Genomic DNA, 19340 nt, shown 5'->3' on the forward strand with positions numbered 1-19340 from the left:
GAAGCCGGAACAAAGCCGTTGGTTTCATGAACCTAAGATAAACAAGGACTTATGTTGCCGAATTGGCACAGTTCAGGCCGTTTCGTCCGCGTCCTGAGTGCTTTGGACGACGAGCCGATCGGAGGCCGTTCAGCGTTCCACCGCATCGACGGCGTCGATGTGATCAATAATCCTTCGACACGCGCACGTTGGCGCTTTCGCGGCCCAGCGTCGATATGGCGCCAAGCAGCGATAGCCAGCGCGTGACCTGATATTCGATCCGGGTCGCGCTGTATCCCTGCCCGTCGGTGATCAGTTCGACATAGGTCTTGCGGGTCAGATATTTGCCCGCCGCGATCGACGTCCCCTGCCCCTGCGTCGGATCGGCAGCGATGATGCGCAGCCGGTCCAGCCCCGCCGCCTTGCGCACCGCATTGATCGGGTCCAGCCCGCCGCCGCCCTGCAACGAACCGACCGCAGAAGCGAGCTGCAAGGCTTCGGGCGCGGAAAGGTTGGTGATCGACGTGCCAAAGAGGATGCGGGACAGAAGTTCGTCTTGCGGCAACGCGGGAACGCTGGTGAAGGTGATTTCGGGCTTCAGGCCGGTGCCGCCGACATGGATGGTGGCGGTAAGATCACTGACGTCGGCCTGCGCGTCGATGTCCAGCGTCGGATTGACCGGGGTCTTGCCGTCAAACTGGATGCGCCCTTCGCGCAGGTCGAACCGGCGCCCGGCAAATTCATAGCCACCACGCACCAGCTCCGCCCGACCCGCAATCGCCGGGTTGGTGACGGTGCCGCCAATGTCGAGAATGGCGCGCCATTCGCTGTCTAGGCCAAGGCCGGTGACAGTCAGGCGGTTGCGCGCCCGCGCCTTGATCGCCAGCGCCCAGGGGACGTTGGCGCGCACCCGCTCAACCTCCTCGCCACGCCTGTTGATTTCGGTCACCGCCAGTTCCGGAATCTGCGCCACGGCGGCGGCGCGGCCCAGCGTGAAGCGGCTCTTGTTGAGCGTCAGGTCGCCGCCGATCGTCCCGCCCACGCCATCGGAACGCAGGGTGATCGGCCCGGTGACCGTGGCGGCAATATCGTCCCGTTCCAGCAGGGCGGCATTGTCCGCCTGCATGGCCAGGTCCATGCCGACGCCCGCTATGCCGTTGAAGGTGAAGCGCCCGGTGCCGCTTACGCTACCGCCATTTTGCGCGGTCGCGGCAAAGCTGGAAATGACCAGTTGCGCGCCGGAGAAACGCCCGCGCGCCTTGACATTTTTCAGCCGCATGCCGGTGACGGGGCTGTTGATCGCGGCATTTTCGGTCGCCAGCGATCCGGTGATCTGCGGGTTGCCCAGCGTGCCGCGCATGTCCGCGGAAACATCAACCGGGCCACCGATGTCGACAATTTCCACCCCGGTCAGCCGCCACAGCGTGTCCGCCGTGCCGCCATAGCGCAGCTGCGCGAAGAGTGGCGCGCGGTTGAGCCGTTCGACCAGGCCGCCTTCACGCCCCAGCGGATTGAGCAACGCCTGCGCCCGGCCGATCGTCTTGCCATCGGCAACGAAGATCATGCGGGTGGCGAGACGGTCCGCCGTCAGCGCGGCGTTGACGCCCACATCGACCGGGCGGGAACTCAGGGACAGGCCAGACCGCGACAGGCCACGGATGCGCAGTTCCGCGGTCCCGGTCGGCAGGCCGCCGCCGCGCGGCTGGGCGTAGCTGAGCGAGCCTGTCGCGGTGCCGCCCAGACCCAGATTGTCATAGCCAATGTCGAGCAGGGACAGCGGCAGTTTCTGCATCCGCGCCTCGACATGGGTGGACGCGCTGCCCAGTTCGCCCGCCAGTTGCAATGATCCGCCCGCATAGCTGATGGTCGCAGGCGACAGGCGCCAGCCATCATCGGTACGGGTCAGCAACGCCGCGCGGGTCAGGCGGATGGGACGCTTGTCGACAGTGCCGCCAGCGGTCAGGCGGATATGATCGGCATCGACCTGCGCTTCGCCCTGTATGTCGAAGATGCGGCCGCGCTGCCCGGACAGGCTGCCGCGTATCTTGCCCTGACCATCGACCAGATCGGCATTGGCGGCAAAGCGCCCCAGCAGCACCCCGCCGACGCGCAGGCCCCGCGCCTGCGCCGTGGCCGTCAGCGTCGTGCGCGAAGGATCAAGCAACATGGTCGCATCCAGCGTGCCGCGTCGCACCGCGATGACGGTCGGTCCGTCGAAGCTGGCATCGTTGGCGGTCAGTTTGAGCTGGACCTGCTGGATCGCATCCACTGGTTTCAGGCTGATATAGCCCGTCACCGGGCCGTTGACCGCCAATTGGCCGTCCAGCCCGCCGGTTACCGGGCGAATATCGCCGCTGGCGGTGACGCCGGACACGTCGATCCGCGCGATGCGGACCACCGCCTGCCCGCCCTGCGGCAACAGGATGACGCCCCGGCCGGTGAAGGGACCAAGGGTCGATCCGCCCGCAGCGGTATAGCTGTATCCGCTTGCATCGGGGATCAGCTTTGCGCGCACGTCGCGCAGGCCCAGCGCCTTCATCGGGCTGGCCAGCAGCACATCGATGGTCGGGCGGTCGATCCTGCCATCCAGCGTCAGCCTGACCGGACCATATTGGCCATGCCGCCCCTGCCCCTCCAGATGCATCGTGCCGTCGCGATGGCGCAGGCCATTGCCCGTCAGCGTCAGCAGCGGCGCATCAAGCTGCAAATTGGTGAGCGCCAACTGGCCATCGGGGCGCAGCGCGAGCGCGCTGCGAACGGTCGGCAGGCCGCCGCCCAGCGTGCGCAGAAATTCATTGTCCAGCCGCCGCACCCGCGCCAGCGCATTGCCGCTCAGGCCAAAGCTGCCATTGGGACCGGGCACCGCGCGCAATTTCGACGTCAGGTCGACGATGCCGAAGCCACGAATGGCCAGGCCGACAATCTGGCCATCCAGGCCAAAATCATACCGACCTGTCCTGAGGTCGGCGAGCATCAGCAGCTTGCCGCGCAGCTTGTCCGACCGCACGTCCATCGGATTGCTGACGATCTGCTGGCCCTTGATCTGGAGCACGCCGTCGAGCGCGAAATTGCGGACGATCCCTTCGACCAGTTCGCCCTGCCCATCGAGCCGCGCGGCGCGCAGGCGTACCGGGACCAGCGCCGGGCCATTTTCCGACCGACGCCCCTTGCCATCCATCCGCACGGTGCTGATCACCGTCTTGTCGAACGCCAGTTGGCGGGCGGTGAGCAGATATTCATAGCCCAGCGTCGCGAATGCACCGTCCAGGCGGATTTTCGCCGCGACATCCTGCCCGCGCATAGTCTTGAACAAAGCCTGTGGACGGGCGAGCTTCAATTGCACCAGCATATTGTCGAGCGCGTTGTTGCGCAGGTCGATCGCGCCGTCGGCTTCCAGATCAATCGCGGCGGAACGGAGCCAGAGGCGACCGTCAATCACCCGGTCCACCATCGTCCCATTGGCGCGCACGACCAGGCGCGGCGCGGCAATACGCTGGACAAGGCCATTGCCGGCGATCGCGCCGCCCTCAATCGAACCACGGGCCGAATAGGCGCCCTGGCGCGCGGCCAGCACGAAATCGGCGACAGGCTGGGCGTCGAGCGTGGCCGACAGGCGACCGTCCCAGCGGCTCCAGCCGCCCTTGCCACCGATGCGCAGATTGGCGTCCTGTTTCAGGCCCGCCATCGCCGCCAGAACGCCGCCCCTTGGCGCATTGACCGTGACGTCCAGGCGGAAACGATCATCGTCGGGGCGACTGTCGAGCGCGATGGTCAGCGCATCCTGCCCGTCGATCACGCGGGCGGTCAGATCTATGATCGCACGGCCACCGCGAATGTCCGCGTCGCCCGCCATCGTCGCCTGCTGCGCACGGCCAGTAATGCCCTGCGCGATCGTCAGCCGTCCGACCGAAAATTCCATCAGCCGGATGTCGAAACCGGGAAGGATCGGCCCCTGCTTCCGGCTGGGATTGAGCTTGGGCAATTTGTGCAGGGTGGCGCGCGGGATGACCAGCCGGTCGATGTCCAGCCGGTTATAGGCCCAGGCGAAAGGCCACCAGTCCAGTTCGACCCGTGGCGCGTCGAAGAAGCGGCCCGTCGGGTCGGACAGGGTCAGATTGTGGAGAACGGCCTTGTGATAAATGCTGCCGTCGATCCGGTCGACCTGGATGCGCAGGCCCGATGGCGGCTTGATCGTCGCGATCCGGCTGATGAGGAAGCGATGGCCGGGCGCCGTGTCGAGCCAGGCCAGCGCGCCCGCGACGATCAGCAGCAAAGTGACGATGATGCCCAGCACCCAGCGCTGCCAGCGTCCATCCCAGGCGCGGCGGCGATGCGGCTTCGCGGCGGGCGCTTCGTCCACCATCAGAAGGCTTGCCCCAGCGACACATAGACGGCGACGCGCGGATCGCCCTTTTGCGGGTTGATCGGCGTACCGACGTCGATGCGGATCGGGCCGAAGTTGCTATAATAGCGCAGCCCAAGCCCGGTGCCGATGCGCAGGTCGCGGAAGCGCGGCAGGAATGTGGTGGAGATATTGCCTGCATCGATGAAGGGCACGACGCCGAAATTGCCAAAGCGCACCCGCCCCTCCAGCGAGAATTCCGCGAGACTCTTGCCGCCGACCGGGTCGTTGTCCACGCCGAAACGCGGGCCGATCGCCTGATAGCCATAACCGCGAACCGACGCCCCGCCGCCCGCATAGAAACGGCGCGACGGCGCGATCTGATCGACGGTGGAGCCAAGGATCGTGCCAAAGCGCGCACGCGCCGCGACGACGAGCTTTTCGCCCATCGGCTGGTAGATGCTGCCATCCACCTGCACCTTGGCATAGCCGAAGGTCTTGTCCTGAAAGGAAAGTTCGGGACTGAACCGGCCACCCAGACGAAAGCCCTTGGTCGGGTTGAGCAGATCATCGCTGCCGTCATAGGTCAGGCTTAAAGGAATTGCGCCGATCAGGAAGGTGCGCCGCGCACCGCCGCTGAAGGCATCGGCTTCGTCAGAAGCGATGAGTTCCGCGCCGATGCGCCACACCCAGTCCTTCTGGAACAGGATGTTCGTCTGCCGCTCCAGCCCGCCTGCCAGGGTGATGGTGCGCGCATCATAGGCGTCGCGCCTGATGTTGCTGACCGACAGCAGGCCGGTGAGCACATTGTCGCGACGGTGGAAATTGTTGCGGCGATAGGTGAAGGACGCGGTCTGTTCCTGCGTGCCGACGACGCCACGCACCGTTACCGCGCCTTCGGGCGGGAAGAAATTGCGGTGCTGCCAGCTGACTTCAGCGCGATAGCCTTCGCCCGTGCCATAACCCAGCTGCCCCGCGATGGTGCGTAGTGGCGCCGGGCGGACGTCGACCGCCAGATCGACATGGGAACCATCGCCCGCCTCTTTGGGTGTCAGATTGACCGAGGAGACAAGCCCGGTTGCGACGATGGCGCGGCGCAGATCCTCCACATCCGACGCCTTGTAGGGATCGCCGGGATGGAAGCGGGCGATTTCCTGAACATGGTGCGCGCTAAACAATTTTTCGTTGTTCATGCGGATCGCGCCGAAGCTGCGATAGCCGCCCGGCGTGATGATGATGTCAAGGTCGCCCTTGCGCTCCTCATGGTCGATCCGCACTTCGGGTTCATCGACCTTGGCAAAGGGGAACCCGGTTTCGGCCAGCACTACGGACAGCGCGTCGCGCCCGGCCAGAATGGCGTCGGCATCGACCGGATCGCCGACCTTGGGCGGGAAGGCGGCGCGCAATTGCGCTTCCTTGTCGCCGGTTTCGGCAAGGCCGGTCAGATCGACCGAATCGAGCAGATATTGCGTGCCGGGTACAATGTCGAAGCTGACGGCCAGACGATCGCTGCCCGCTGGCGGCGCGGCAACCGCGCCCCGGATGCGCGCGGCATAATAGCCCTTGGCGCGCAGCAGCCGGTCCAGCAGTTCATTATCCTCTTTGATGCGACGATTGATCTGCGCGAGGTTGGCGGGCTTGCCATCGCCCTGCCGCAGCGCCGACAATTCCTCGAAGCGTTGCTTGAAGGTCGCATCGGCAATCGTGTCGATGCCGTTCAGTTGCACGGTGTAACGCCGTTCCTCCCCGGCGTCAGCAAAGGTCGCGGCTTCCTCGACCGGCTCGACCGGCTGGGCGGCGTCAGGGACAGCGTCAGGCGTCGCCACCTGCGTATCAGCCGGGTCGGCGGGCAGCGGCTTCACACTGTCTTCCTGCCCCATGTCCGGCCAGTCCAGGCCGATGTCCGGCATGGTGTCGAGCGACTGGTCCGGCACGGCTTGCGGTGGCGCGACGGACTGCGCCAGCGCCCCGCCCGGACAGGCGAGCAACATAGGAACAAGCAGGAGCCGTGCGGAATGCGGGCGGCCAGGAGGGCGGCGAAAGGTCCGCAAACCATGGGTCATGGCGATGGTCTAGACCAAATATGGGCGAAAGCGCCAGCCTTAGAAGCGGTAGAATGCGGCCAGTTGCCGCGACACGATCAGAAGGCGCTGTGCAGCCGATCGATCAGCGCGCGCGCCGGGTTGGCGTCCCTGACCGTGGCCGGACCCAGCATCATGTCCATCCGGTCCTGCAATCGCGCGACGCGATCGTATAATTCCTGGCTGGCATCGATCAGCGACCGCGCCATGAAGGGAAAATCGGCGGCGAGTTCGGGCGGCGTCTGGGTCGCGCGGCCAAGCCGATATTTCTCGTCCGACAGATCGGCATCGCCAATCTCGCCGCGCTGCCAGGCCCGCTGGCTGAGCAACCAGGCAATGATGTGCATCAGCCGGGTGGTCACTTTCAGCGATTCGCAGGCGAAAGAGACGCGGCGCAACGGGTCGCTCATCCCCTCGTCCAGGCTGTTGCTGCCGTCGAAATAGGACCGTGCCTCGTCAGCCATGACCATGGCTTCGAGATACAGGCCGTCGACCAGCCGCCGGTGAAGGCCACGATCCAGAAAAGCTGCGCTCTGCATGCAGGATGACTGACATATTATCGCAACCTTGTCAGGCCCATCGATGCGCTTTTAGCGGGGGCTGTCCCATTCAGGGCCGGTTAGCGCGACGTTAACCACAAAATTCCGCGCCAGCACCGATTTACGCGATGATGTCGGGCACCAGCCCGTCTTCCAGCTGCGCGATTTCGTCACGCAGGCGCAGCTTGCGTTTCTTGAACCGGGCAATCTGCATCTGGTCGCCCGCACCCGACTCCATCAGCACGGCAATCGCGCTGTCGAGGTCGCGATGCTCCACCCGCAACAATTCCAGGCGGCGCATAATATCTTCCCGACTCACTGCGCCCCCGATCCGTCACCCACGCTCGTCATGTCCCCTGATACCCTGCCGCCCGGACGCGGGCCATCGCAAATTTTTCTCATTCAGGCGCAGCGTGCGAATCAGCGCGAGACACGATGATTATTTCATGATCTACTTCGTCGTCCATCACCCCTCATCTGGAGAATGTTATGGAAAACAGCCACATTTCAGCTCTTTCTGCCAAGCACGCAGGTATCGACGCCCGAATCAAGGCGGAGACGAGTCGGCCTATGCCCGACGCTATTTTGGTGGCTTCGCTCAAGAAGCAGAAATTGCGGTTGAAGGAAGAACTGGAAGCGCAGCACTAAGCATCCAGCGCGCTACGGGAGGAGGCCGGGACACGGCGGCTACAGGCTGCCGGTCCGGCCCTTCGCCTTCATTCCGGTCCACATTTTCAGACAGTAAAAAGCCCCGCAACCAACAGGTAGGCGGGGCTGTTTATGTCCGGGTTGGATCAGCGCCTCAGCAAGCCGCGCTGGTGCAGTCGCAGATAATCGGGCACCGTCTGCTGCGCCGCGCCCGTCGAAACAGGCTTGCGCGCCAGTTGCGGGTCGATCGGCTCGTCAAAGGCCAAACCAATCTTGTCCCCGCGCGCCCAGGCGACGGTGCCGGTCATCTTGCCGATGCCGCGCAGTTCAAATTCCACCTTGATGCCCGCCGGAACTCCCCGTTCGCAATCGGCCATCAGGCCGGTGGCCGACAGGTTGCGGACGCGGGCCTTGCCCAGCGGTACGCCTTCGGGCGTCATGAAACTGGTAAGCAGGAACAGGCTGTCACGCGGCGCGGCGCGGGCCGGTCCCCGATCGGAAGATTCCTGTTGGTCGTTCATGCCAAGACCCGCGAATAAAATGCCAGATAATTGGCGGGCACCATAGGCGCGGGGGGATGGAGAAAGGGTTAATCGTCGCGGGAAATCTTCTCTTGCCGCTCATGCCGTTCCTGCGCCTCGACCGTCATGGTCGCGATCGGCCGGGCCTCCAGCCGACCCAGCGAAATCGGTTCGCCGGTGACTTCGCAATAACCATATTCGCCGTCCTCGATCCGGCGAAGCGCTGCCTCGATCTTGGAGATCAGCTTGCGCTGGCGGTCGCGGGTGCGCAGTTCGATCGACCAGTCGGTCTCGCTCGATGCGCGGTCGTTCAGGTCGGGTTCGCGAAGCGGCTCATTCTGAAGGACGGCAAGCGTCCCTTCGGCTTCGGCATGGATCTGCTTTTTCCAGTCCCACAAGCGCTGCCGGAAATATTCCAGCTGCAACGGGTTCATGAATTCCTCATCGGCGGAAGGCCGGTAGTCTGCAGGAAGTTCGACAGTCGATTTGGGCGGCTTGTCGCCGTCTTTATCGGAATTCAGGACCGATGCCATCTGGCTCTCCGACTCGGAGGACGCCGGCGCTTAACGACCGGGCGCCCATGACTTTTCATTGAGGGCGCGTCATAGCGACGGGCGAAGGGCGACACAAGCAGGCAATATTGCTGCGGTTCGTTTTCATCGGGGCTTGACGCCGGCGCAGCCGAGTCCCGCACGCAAGGCAAATCGGCGAAACGCATCAAGCGATTTTTACCTGGCTCGCGACAGTCGTTCCATAGTGGGACGTTAACCATTTCCCTTTGGAAGAAGGTAGGATTTCCCTCGACTTGAATATCACATTCAGGGTTAACAGCGTTGCAGTTAACGCTTTCTTTTGCGTTCTTACGCATAGGAAGTTCCTACCAGCCCATCATTGGAAAAAGCCAATGCCGGGTCAGGGGGCAACAAAGTAAAGAGTGGATCCTATGTCGGTACGGATGGCATTGGCTAAGTTATGCGCCTGCACTTGCGGCGGAGCGATCATTGGCGGTGGCGCGGTGCATGTCGCCGAAAATGCGCGGCCGGCAGTGGTTCATAGCAGCAAGAGCACGAAGGCGGCAGCGCCGCGCAAACGCTATGCCGTGCGGACAGTGAAGCGCAAGGTGGTGCGTACGGTGAAAACCAGCACGCCGCGCACGGTCACAGTCGTCACGCAACAGGCTCCCATTCCCCTGCCAGCGCCGATGCCGATGGCCGAAATGCCGGTCATGTCCGGCGGCGGTGGCGCGGTTCCTGTCGTCATAGGCGGTGGCGGCGGCTTTGGCGGCGGCGGCTTCATCGGCGGCTTTTTTGGCGGCGGTGGCGGCGGCAGCGGCGGCGGGTCGGTGGTGATCTCCTCGACCAGCAGCTCGACCGGCGGCATCAGCAGCTCGACCAGCTCGACCACTGGCGGCGTATCGACATCGACCGGCGGGGTTTCGACTTCCACCGGCGGCGTGTCCACGTCAACGGGTGGCGTATCCACCTCCAGCGGCAATGTGTCGACATCGAGCGGCGTTTCGACGTCGAGCGGTAATGTCTCCACGTCCAGCGGCAATGTCAGCAGCAGCTCGTCCTCGTCCAGTTCCAGCTCGTCATCGTCCTCCTCCTCGTCCAGTTCTTCATCGAGCAGCTCGGGCGGATCGAGCGGCGGCAAGCCCGGCAAGCCTGGCCATGGTCATGATCACGGGTCGAGCGGCTCCAGCGGCAGTTCGGGATCGAGCGGCAGCAGCGGTTCGTCGGGCAGCTCCGGGTCGAGCGGCAGCAGCTCGTCGTCCTCTTCCTCGTCATCCTCGTCGAGCAGTTCCTCCTCGTCGGGCGGATCGTCCAGCTTCGGCAGCACGGGCAGCAGCGGATCGAGCTGCAGTTCGGGGTCGAGCAGTTCCTCCTCGTCGAGCAGCAGCAGCTCTTCTTCCTCGTCCAGCAGCTCCAGCGGCGGATCGAGCAGCAGCAGCGGCGGTACGGACGTCCCCGCCCCGCCGATGATCCTGCTGTTCGGCGCCGCCGCGGTCGCACTGGTCGCCCACCGTCGCTTCGCCGATCGCAAGGCCGACAAGGCCGCCTGACCCGTCAGGCGATGACATGAAAAAGGGCGGCTCCCGGTATCGGGGGCCGCCCTTTTCGTTGGGGCAAAACTGGTGCGGATCAATTGTCGGCAATGATCCGTTCGATGTCCGCGATCGGATGATTGACCAGATCCTTGGCGATCTCGCCTGCCAGGCGGCTTTCGACTTCCTTGTGATAATGTTTGCGCATTTCGCCCAGCGTGCCGGGCGGGGCGACGATGATCAGCTTTTCATAATCATTGGCGAAGGCGCGATGCTTGAGGATGTCGGCGGCCTGCGCGGCAAAGCGGTCCTCCTCCAGATCGTGAAAATTGGTTTCCGACATGGCGCTGCGATGGCCGCCCACCGAATTGAACGCGCGGCCGGGCGTATCGCTGCCCTGTTCGCGGTCGGCCGGGTTATCCTGCTTCTCGACCTGCTCGGTTTCCAGGCTGGGAATGGCGGCGTCGCCCTTGTTCCGGAAAAACAGCATCTTGCGGCCGTCAGCTACCAATATGAGCGCGTCCTGTTCTATCTGCATCGCCTGGTCCTTTTCATTTTAGCGGATGCCTGTTCAACGATCGGCAGCGCGCAGGGTTGCGTGGCTCGTCGCACGACGGCATAGGACTGGCCCATGCACGACATCCGTTTCATCCGCGAAAATCCCGCCGCTTTCGACGCTGGCCTGGCCCGGCGCGGGCTGGCCCCCCTGTCCACGCAGATATTGGCGCTGGACGAGCAAAGCCGGGCGATCAAGACGCAGTTGCAGGTCGGGCAGGCCCGCCGCAACGAGGCGAGCAAGCTGATCGGCCAAGCCATGGGCGCGGGCGACAAGGACAAGGCGGAAGCGCTGAAGGCCGAAGTCGCGGCGATCAAGGAAAGCACCCCCGCTCTGGAAGCGCAGGACCGCGAAGTCGGCGACGCGCTGGGCGCGATGCTGGCGGCGATCCCCAACCTGCCCGCCGACGATGTGCCGCAGGGCGACGATGAAGCCGACAATGTGGAGGTCAGCCGGTGGGGCACGCCCCGCGACTTCGACTTTGCGCCGCAGGACCATGCCGATTTCGGCCCGGTGCTGGGGCTGGATTTTGAAGGCGGCGCGGCCCTTTCGGGCGCGCGGTTCACCGCGTTGCGCGGGCAGATGGCGCGGCTGCACCGGGCGCTGGCGCAATTCATGCTGGACCGGCAGACGGCTGAGAATGGCTATGAGGAGGTCAACCCGCCGCTGCTGGTGCGCGACGAGGCGTTGTTCGGCACCGGGCAATTGCCCAAATTCGCCGAGGATCTGTTCAGGACCACCGATGGCCGCTGGCTGATTCCGACCGCCGAAGTCAGCCTCACCAATCTGGTTGCGAACCAGATCGTGCCGCTCTCTGACCTGCCCGTCCGGCTGACCGCGCTGACCCCCTGTTTCCGTTCCGAAGCAGGGTCCGCCGGGCGCGACACGCGGGGCTTCATCCGCCAGCATCAGTTCGAGAAGGTCGAGCTTGTCGCGATTTGCGCGCCCGACGAGTCAGAGGCCGAGCATGAACGCATGTGCGCGGCGGCGGAGGGTATCCTTCAGGCGCTTGGGCTTCCCTATCGCAAGATGCTGCTCTGCACCGGCGACATGGGCTTTGGCGCGCGCAAGACATGGGATCTGGAAGTCTGGCTGCCCAGCCAGAACACCTATCGCGAGATCAGCTCCGTCTCCAACTGCGGCGATTTTCAGGCGCGGCGGATGAACGCGCGCTACAAGCCGGAGGGAGAGAAGCAGACCCGTTTCCTCCACACGTTGAACGGATCGGGTCTGGCCGTGGGCCGCACATTGGTAGCGGTGCTGGAAAATTACCAGCAGGCCGACGGCAGCGTGATCGTGCCGGAGGCGCTGGCGCCCTATATGGGTGGGGTGACGCGCCTGACGCCAAAGGCTTAGCCGTTCGCCCTGAGCGAAGTCGAAGGGCCATGCCGAGCGCTAGCGAGGCGGCTTCGCTTCGCTCAGCGGAAGGCTTCGACAAGCTCAGCCCGAACGGAGTTGTTTAGTTCATGCGCATCCTTCTCACCAATGACGATGGCGTTCACGCGCCCGGCCTTAAAGTGCTGGAAGCCATCGCCCGCCAGTTTTCCGACGATATCTGGATCGTCGCGCCGAGCGAGGAACAGTCGGGTGCGGGGCATAGCCTGACGCTCACCCGGCCCCTGCGCATCCGCAAGCATGGCGCGCAGCATTACAGCGTCACCGGCACGCCGACCGACGCAGTGATGATGGCCGTGGGGCATTTGATGAAGGACGCGCGGCCGGACCTTATCCTGTCGGGCGTCAATCGCGGCGCCAATCTGGCTGAGGACGTGACCTATTCGGGCACCGTCGCCGCCGCGATGGAAGGGGCGATTTCGGGGATCAGGTCGATTGCGCTGAGCCAGGTCTATGCGCGTGAGGGGATGGGCGACACGGTGCCCTTTGCCGCTGCGCAGGCATGGGGCGCAAGGGCCATCGCCCCGCTGATCGCCATGCCGCCTTCGCGCCGGATGCTGTTCAACGTCAACTTCCCGGCGATCGAACCCGACGCGGTCAAGGGCATCCGCGTCGTGCGGCAGGGCTTTCACGATGTCGATCGCACGAAGATCATCGAAGGGACCGATCCGCGCGGCTACCGCTATCACTGGTTCAGCCTGGGCAGCAGCGACGCAGTGCCGGAGGGGAGCGATCTGGCGGCGATCGCGCAGGACTATGTCACCGTTACCCCCCTCCATTACGACCTGACGCAGGACAGCGCCATGGCGGCGACTGCGGCGGCGTTCGGGCAATAGCGGCAGGGGGTGGCAAGCGCGGCGCGATGCGATAGACAGGCGGCGATGTCACGTCCGCTTCTTCCATCCGCCATGTTGCTCGCGCCGCTGATACTGGCCGCCTGTATCCCCATGGAGGCCCGCAACGAAACGCCCCCGCCCCAGTTGAATGCCGACGCGGCTGCCGTCGAACTGGTGGAAGCCGAGCCGGTATGGACCGCGCAGCAGGTGGTCGCCAATGCGCAGACGGTGGCGACGTCCACCTATGTCGTCCAGCCCGGCGACACGCTGCGCGGCATCGGCAATCGCACCGGCGCGGGATCGGAAGCGATTGCGCGCGCCAATGGGCTGACGCCGCCCTTTGCCATCCGCATCGGCCAGAAACTCACCATTCCGGGCGGTCGCTATCATCTGGTGGCGGAAGGGGAGACGGGCATCGCGATCGCGTCCGCCTATGGCGTGGCGTGGAGCCGCATCGTTGCCGCCAACGGCCTGACGGAACCGTTCATGCTGCGCCGCGGACAACGGCTGCTGTTGCCGGGTGAGGCTCCGGCGACGGCCCCCAGCCTGGAGCAGCGCGCCGCCGCGTTCCATATCGACATTGACGATGTGCTGACCGGCGGCCAGCCAGCGGCGGCGGAAAATGCGCCGGTGGCGGTCGCTTCGTCCCAGCCGCGCCCGCTGCCAAGCAACGTGCCGATCGCCCAGCCCGGCAGCTTTGCGGGCCGTTTCGACTGGCCGGTCAAGGGCAAGCTGCTATCGCGCTTTGGCCCCGGCGAAAGCGGCGCGAAGAATAATGGCATCGATATCGGCGTCCCCGCCGGCACGCCGATCCGTGCGGCGGCGGACGGCGTTGTCGCCTATGCGGGCGACCGGGTGGCGGTGTTTGGCGGGCTGGTGCTGATCAACCATGGCAGCGGCTGGGTCAGCGCCTATGGCCATGCCAGCCGCGTGGATGTGGTGCGCGGCCAGAAAATCACGCGCGGCCAGACCATCGGCCTGACCGGCGACACCGGCTATGCCAGCCAGCCCAAGCTGCATTTCGAATTGCGAAAGGACCGGGTGCCGGTAAACCCCGTTGCGCATCTGCCGACCGCGCCATGAGGATAAACCGGGGATCATCGCGGACGACCGAAGGCTTTTTGCGGCGGCGCTCCTCCCTGCCGATGTGGGTGGACCTGAGCTGGCGCGTCGGCCTGGTATTCGCGCTGATCGCGGTGGTGCTGCTGCTCCACTGGGTCGGGCGGGACGGGCTGAAGGACAATCTCGACAATCATATCAGCTTTGTCGATGTGCTCTATTTCACGACCGTCACCGTGACGACGGTGGGCTATGGCGACATTGTCCCGGTCACGCCCGAAGCGCGATTGTTCGAATCGCTGTTCGTCACGCCGATCCGGCTGTTCGTGTGGCTCATTTTCCTCGGCACAGCCTATTCGCTTTTCCTCCGCAACATCCTCTACAGGTGGCGCATGGCCCGCATACAAGCCGATCTGCACAATCACATCATCGTCACCGGCTTTGGCACCAGCGGGCAGGAAGCGGTGCATGAACTGCTGGCGCGCGGCACCGACCCGCGTGAGATCGTCGTGATCGACGGCAGCGAAGCCGCGCTGGAACTGGCCGAGGCGCAGGGGTGCAATATATTGTGCGGGGATTCGACCCGCGACCGGACGTTGAAGGATGTGGCGATCCACCGCGCGCGCAGCATGATCGTATCGGCCGGGCGCGACGATACGTCGATCCTGATCACGCTGACCGCCCGCCACCTCGCCCCGCGCCTGCCGATCAGCATCGTCGTGCGGAACGAGGATAATGAACTGCCCGCGCGGCAGGCGGGCGCAACCACGGTGATCAACCCGGTCAGCTTTGCCGGGCTGCTGCTGGCGGGCAGCACCAGCGGCAAGCATATCGCTGACTATATGGCCGATCTGGCGGCCTCTGGCGGACGGGTGAAGCTGAACGAGCGCTTCGTCAGCCCGCAGGAAATTGGCGGGCCGCTGTCCGCCATCACCACCGGCCTTGGCGTGCGCATCTATCGCGACGATCGGCCGATCGGTTTCTGGGAGCCGGGCGCGCAGCAGCTTCAGACCGGCGACCTGATCATCGAGATTGTCGAGAGCGACGGTCTGGGGACAGGCGGCGAGCCGGCCTGAAAGCGCGCCCCAATCGCGCGGCGTGACATTCCGCACAAAAATCCCTATGTGCGCGGCCATCATGGCAACCAAATTTCCTGACGCGCCGAAAATCGGCATGGTTTCGCTCGGCTGTCCCAAAAACCTGGTGGACAGCGAACGCATCCTGACGAAGCTGCGCTCCGACGGCTATCAGATGTCCGCCGACTATGCCGGCGCCGACGTCGTGCTGGTCAATACGTGCGGCTTTCTCGATTCGGCCAAGGAGGAATCGCTGGAAGCGATCGGCGAGGCGATGGCCGAAAATGGCCGCGTCATCGTGACGGGCTGCATGGGGGATGAGGCGGACCTGATCCGCGCGAAATTCCCGCAAGTGCTGGCCGTCACCGGCGCGCATCAATATGAGCAGGTCGTCAACGCGGTGCATGACGCATCGCCGCCCGTCCCCAACGCCTTTGTCGATCTGGTGCCCGAAGGCGGGCTGAAACTGACGCCGCGCCATTACAGCTATCTGAAGATTTCCGAAGGCTGCAACCATCGCTGCTCCTTCTGCATCATCCCCTCGATCCGGGGCGATCTGGTGTCGCGGCGGATCGACGCGGTGCTGCGCGAGGCGGAGAAGCTGGTCGCGGCGGGGACCAGGGAATTGCTGGTGATCAGCCAGGACACGTCGGCCTATGGCGTCGATACGCGGCATGAGGCGCGGTCGTGGAAAGGCCGCGACGTGCGCGCGCACATGACCGACATGGCGCGCGAACTGGGGCAGCTGCGCACCGCCGAAGGGCGCGCGCCCTGGGTACGGCTGCACTATGTCTACCCCTACCCCCATGTCGATCAGGTCATCCCGCTGATGGCCGACGGGCTGCTGACGCCCTATCTCGACATTCCCTTCCAGCATGCCGCCCCCAGCGTATTGAAGGCGATGAAACGCCCGGCCAATGAAGCCAAGGTGCTGGACCGCATCCATAAATGGCGCAGCATCTGCCCGGACATCACCATCCGCTCGACCTTCGTGGTCGGCTTCCCCGGTGAGACAGAGGCGGATTTCCAATATCTGCTCGACTGGCTGGATGAAGCGCAACTCGACCGTGTCGGCGCGTTCCGCTTCGAGCCGGTCGAAGGCGCGGCGGCCAACGCCCTGCCCGGCGCGGTGCCCGAAGAGGTCAAGGAAGAACGCTATCAGCGGATCATGGAAAAGACCGCCGCGATCAGCGCCGCCAAGCTCTCGGCCAAGGTCGGCCGCGTGCTGCCGGTAATCGTCGATGAAGTGGGCGAACCGGACGAGGAGGACGGCTCGATCGGCGCGACTGCGCGCTCACAGGCCGACGCGCCGGAAATCGACGGCAATGTGTTCCTGCGCGATGTCGGCGAAGGGCGGAAGGCTGGCGACATGATCGACGTCGCAATCGAGGATGCCGACGAGCATGATCTCTATGGGGTGCCGGTTTAACATTCATCCTCCCCTGCAAGGGGAGGACTATCGCGCATGACTTTTCGTTATTCCTCCAACGTCATCCTGAATTTATTTCAGGATCCATCATGCGCCAAAAGCCGCCGCTGGGGACGAGAAATGGATGCTGAAACAAGTTCAGCATGACAATGAAGGCAGGGGCAGTTCCATTCGCGATAACTCTGCCTTCGAGGGGAGGATGGGAAAGCAGGGCAAATCACCTTACCCCGCCACAAACCCATCCTGATATTCCGTCTTGATCGCCTTGCGCATCGCCGCATCGACCGGCAGCGCGACCTCATACGTCCCTTCCGCGTAAGGCCCGGCACTATAGGGGCCGACCACGACGGTCACGCCGTCGATCACCTTGCCGTCCCTGGACGTCAGCACCAGCACCTGTTCCATCGGGTCGATGCACTGGCTGAATTCATCGGCGTCCCGCACCACCGGCGCACCGCGTTTTTCCGCGCGTTGCTTGTCGAGTTCGGCACAGAAGCGGTCGCGGATGGCGGCGGCGAAGGCGGCGGGCGTGGTCATCACCGCCTTGACGCTGGTTTCGCGGCTGCGCGCCTTGTCCCATAACAGGCTGTCATAGCCGGTCATGCCGTGCGCGCCGCCGGTAAAGACATAGGTTTGCGACTGGAGCGCCAAAAAGCGCGGGGTATCGGCGGATACGCTCCATTCCGTTTCCAGGCTGTGCGCGCGAAACGGATAGCCGGCCTGCTTGGCGGACGCGCTGTCATCCTTCGCCATTTTGAGCGCATCGGCCTTGGACGTCGTCAATTGCTTGTCGAACTTGTCGACCAGCGCGGGGATGGCAGCCGCCTGCGCTGGATAGGCATAGGCGAATTCCAGCAGCGCGCTCTTGTCCGTCTGCTTGAAGGGTTTGGCCGGGGGAGCCGGTGGCGGCGTTCCCGCCATCCTGTCGGCAAAGCGGGTCGCCGCGACATTGGCCGCATCATTGCCCCCCGCCTCCTCGTGCGAGGGGCTGCAAGCAACCAGCAGCATCGCGGCGACACCCAAAAGCCCCGCCGACCGGGCCAGTTCCCCCTGCCGCATCAGTGCGCCCGCGCAGCGCGGCAGCGTTCGCCGATCGCCTTGCGCGCATAGTCGCTTTGCAGCGCCTGCCCGGCATTGGGCCAACCCTCGGCGATCAGCGCCTGTTCGACGGCATGGCCATTTTCAAAACGGCCGCTCTCCGCCAGCACATAGGCACGGGCGCGGGCGGCCTGGAGGCCGCGGTCATCGGAATGAATCATCGTCTCTCTCCTTGGCATTTTGCGATGCAGATGAAGCTAGGCCTCAGCGGCGCGGGACGCAAATGGGGAAAGGGCGACATGTGCGATGCGGGCGATGAAATTTCGCGCTTTCCATCCCTTGCGCCTTTCTCCTAAACCGACCCCATGACCGATTATTCAGCCCTGCTTAAAGCCGATAACGACCAGCCCGCCCGTTCGATCCACCTTGTCGAGGCGGCAGGCTATGACGACTGGCTGGCGGCCCAGCCGGATCGGGTCCGCGCGATCGTGGCGGCGCAGAAATTTCAGGGAAAGCCGGGTGAACTGGCGATCGTGCCGGGCGAAGCCGCAGGCGACTGGTGGGTGGTGGCGGGCATCGCCAACAAGGCCGCGCCCAGCCCCTGGTGCCTTGCGAAACTCGCCGAGACCCTGCCCGAAGGCATGTATCGACTGGCCGAAGGATCGCCCGATGCGGCGGCCCTTGGCTGGCTGACCGCGCATTACCGGTTCGATCGCTACCGCAAGGACGAAAACCCGGTCACGCCCCGCGTGCTGCTGACCAGCGACGTGGCGCGGATCGAATCGACGGTGCAGCTGGCGCAGGCGATCGCGCTGGTGCGCGACTTGGTCAACACGCCTGCCGCCGACATGGGGCCGGCCGATCTGGAAGCCGCCGTGTCGCAACTCGGCAAGACGTTCGGCGCCAGCGTCAGCACGACCCGCGGCGACGCCCTGGAACAGGGCTATCCGATGATCCATGCGGTGGGCAAGGCTGCGGACAAGAGCTTCGCGCCGCGCCTCATCGAACTGACCTGGGGCGATCCGGCAGCACCCCGCATCGCGATCATCGGCAAGGGCATCTGCTTCGACAGTGGCGGGCTGGACATCAAGCCTTCGTCGGGCATGCGCCTGATGAAGAAGGATATGGGCGGCGCGGCCCATGCCCTGGCGCTGGCGCAACTGATCATGGGCGCGCGCCTGCCGGTGCGGCTGCACCTGCTGATCCCGGCGGCGGAAAATGCGATCAGCGGCAACGCCTTCCGCCCCGGCGACATATTGCGCACCCGCAAGGGGCTGACGGTCGAGATCGGCAATACCGATGCCGAAGGAAGGCTGGTGCTGGGCGACGCGCTGACCCGCGCTGGCGAGGAGAAGCCGGACCTCATCATCGACTATGCCACGCTGACCGGCGCGGCGCGGGTCGCGGTGGGGCCGGACCTGCCCGCGCTGTTCGCCAATGACGATGCGCTGGCGACGGAGATGGCGGCGGCTGGCACGGCGGTAGATGACCCGACCTGGCGGCTGCCCCTGTGGGATGGCTATGCCGACATGCTGAAGTCCGACATTGCCGACATCAACAATGCGGGTGAAGGCGGATTTGCCGGGGCGATCACCGCCGCGCTCTTCCTCAAACGCTTCGTGCCGGACGATGTGCCCTGGCTGCATCTCGACACGTTCGCCTGGCGGCCGAGCGCGAAACCGGGCCGGGCGAAGGGTGGCGAAGCATTGGGATTACGGGCGGTTTTCCGACTGTTGCAGCAGCGATACGGGCGTGATTGATATTGCACGAGAATGTCGGCGTCCGTTACGCAACCGG

General features: G+C 64.7%; 18 protein-coding genes. 7 read left to right on the top strand and 11 right to left on the bottom strand.

What is annotated here, in order from left to right:
• Positions 1–163: 163 nt before the first annotated feature.
• The 4 genes from AC07X9_RS07845 to AC07X9_RS07860 form a co-directional block, all read right to left on the bottom strand.
• A complete protein-coding gene (locus AC07X9_RS07845) occupies positions 164–4342 on the bottom strand; it encodes a translocation/assembly module TamB domain-containing protein (RefSeq protein ID WP_086485734.1) in 4179 nt (1392 codons plus the stop codon).
• Complete coding sequence (locus AC07X9_RS07850) at positions 4342–6384, bottom strand: BamA/TamA family outer membrane protein (RefSeq protein ID WP_174703634.1); 2043 nt, start codon at positions 6382–6384, stop codon at positions 4342–4344. Before AC07X9_RS07850 ends, AC07X9_RS07845 begins: the two co-directional genes overlap by 1 nt.
• Before the next feature lie 77 nt (positions 6385–6461).
• On the bottom strand, positions 6462–6941 hold the full coding sequence (locus AC07X9_RS07855; RefSeq protein WP_017184711.1) for a DUF1465 family protein: 480 nt from the start codon (positions 6939–6941) through the stop codon (positions 6462–6464).
• A 121-nt stretch (positions 6942–7062) separates the two neighbouring features.
• The gene (locus tag AC07X9_RS07860; protein WP_017184712.1) at positions 7063–7242 is read right to left on the bottom strand and encodes a YdcH family protein; all 180 of its coding nucleotides are present in this window, start codon (positions 7240–7242) and stop codon (positions 7063–7065) included.
• A gap of 188 nt (positions 7243–7430) precedes the next feature.
• Between AC07X9_RS07860 and AC07X9_RS07865 the strand changes: the two genes are divergently transcribed.
• On the top strand, positions 7431–7589 hold the full coding sequence (locus tag AC07X9_RS07865; protein ID WP_006966541.1) for a YdcH family protein: 159 nt from the start codon (positions 7431–7433) through the stop codon (positions 7587–7589).
• 146 nt (positions 7590–7735) lie between these two features.
• On the opposite strand, the gene AC07X9_RS07870 is transcribed toward AC07X9_RS07865, so the two are convergent.
• The 5 genes from AC07X9_RS07870 to AC07X9_RS07890 form a co-directional block, all read right to left on the bottom strand.
• Positions 7736–8110, bottom strand: coding sequence for a PilZ domain-containing protein (locus AC07X9_RS07870; RefSeq protein WP_017184713.1), 375 nt, complete (start codon positions 8108–8110; stop codon positions 7736–7738).
• A gap of 68 nt (positions 8111–8178) precedes the next feature.
• A complete protein-coding gene (dksA, locus tag AC07X9_RS07875) occupies positions 8179–8643 on the bottom strand; it encodes an RNA polymerase-binding protein DksA (protein ID WP_006966545.1) in 465 nt (154 codons plus the stop codon).
• Positions 8644–9202: 559 nt separating this feature from the next.
• The gene (locus AC07X9_RS07880) at positions 9203–9763 is read right to left on the bottom strand and encodes a hypothetical protein (protein ID WP_254908061.1); all 561 of its coding nucleotides are present in this window, start codon (positions 9761–9763) and stop codon (positions 9203–9205) included.
• 27 nt (positions 9764–9790) lie between these two features.
• The gene (locus AC07X9_RS07885) at positions 9791–10255 is read right to left on the bottom strand and encodes a hypothetical protein (RefSeq protein ID WP_254908062.1); all 465 of its coding nucleotides are present in this window, start codon (positions 10253–10255) and stop codon (positions 9791–9793) included.
• Entirely contained in the window at positions 10252–10692 is a 441-nt protein-coding gene (locus tag AC07X9_RS07890; RefSeq protein ID WP_017184716.1) for a host attachment family protein, read from the bottom strand. The genes AC07X9_RS07885 and AC07X9_RS07890 overlap by 4 nt, the downstream gene beginning before the upstream one ends.
• A gap of 93 nt (positions 10693–10785) precedes the next feature.
• On the opposite strand from AC07X9_RS07890, the gene serS reads away from it, so the two are divergent.
• From serS to rimO, 5 genes are all read left to right on the top strand, one after another.
• On the top strand, positions 10786–12066 hold the full coding sequence (serS, locus tag AC07X9_RS07895; RefSeq protein WP_017184717.1) for a serine--tRNA ligase: 1281 nt from the start codon (positions 10786–10788) through the stop codon (positions 12064–12066).
• Between the two features lie 110 nt (positions 12067–12176).
• Complete coding sequence (gene surE / locus AC07X9_RS07900) at positions 12177–12941, top strand: 5'/3'-nucleotidase SurE (protein WP_086485737.1); 765 nt, start codon at positions 12177–12179, stop codon at positions 12939–12941.
• Positions 12942–13013: 72 nt separating this feature from the next.
• Entirely contained in the window at positions 13014–14024 is a 1011-nt protein-coding gene (locus AC07X9_RS07905) for a M23 family metallopeptidase (protein WP_017184719.1), read from the top strand.
• Between the two features lie 62 nt (positions 14025–14086).
• Positions 14087–15076 carry a potassium channel family protein gene (locus AC07X9_RS07910; RefSeq protein ID WP_017184720.1) on the top strand — a complete coding sequence of 330 codons (990 nt, stop codon included), beginning with the start codon at positions 14087–14089 and terminating at the stop codon, positions 15074–15076.
• A gap of 46 nt (positions 15077–15122) precedes the next feature.
• Complete coding sequence (gene rimO / locus AC07X9_RS07915) at positions 15123–16505, top strand: 30S ribosomal protein S12 methylthiotransferase RimO (RefSeq protein ID WP_017184721.1); 1383 nt, start codon at positions 15123–15125, stop codon at positions 16503–16505.
• A gap of 222 nt (positions 16506–16727) precedes the next feature.
• Here rimO and AC07X9_RS07920 read toward each other — a convergent pair whose 3' ends face one another.
• Complete coding sequence (locus AC07X9_RS07920; RefSeq protein ID WP_017184722.1) at positions 16728–17564, bottom strand: PdaC/SigV domain-containing protein; 837 nt, start codon at positions 17562–17564, stop codon at positions 16728–16730.
• Positions 17564–17764, bottom strand: a complete 201-nt coding sequence (locus AC07X9_RS07925) for a hypothetical protein (RefSeq protein ID WP_017184723.1) — start codon at positions 17762–17764, stop codon at positions 17564–17566. The genes AC07X9_RS07920 and AC07X9_RS07925 overlap by 1 nt, the downstream gene beginning before the upstream one ends.
• A 144-nt stretch (positions 17765–17908) precedes the next feature.
• Here AC07X9_RS07925 and AC07X9_RS07930 point away from each other — a divergent pair, with 144 nt between their 5' ends.
• Positions 17909–19303: a leucyl aminopeptidase family protein gene (locus AC07X9_RS07930; protein WP_017184725.1), complete on the top strand. Its 1395-nt coding sequence runs from the start codon at positions 17909–17911 to the stop codon at positions 19301–19303.
• Positions 19304–19340 lie beyond the last annotated feature (37 nt).

Source organism: Sphingobium sp. GW456-12-10-14-TSB1 (genome assembly GCF_059424385.1).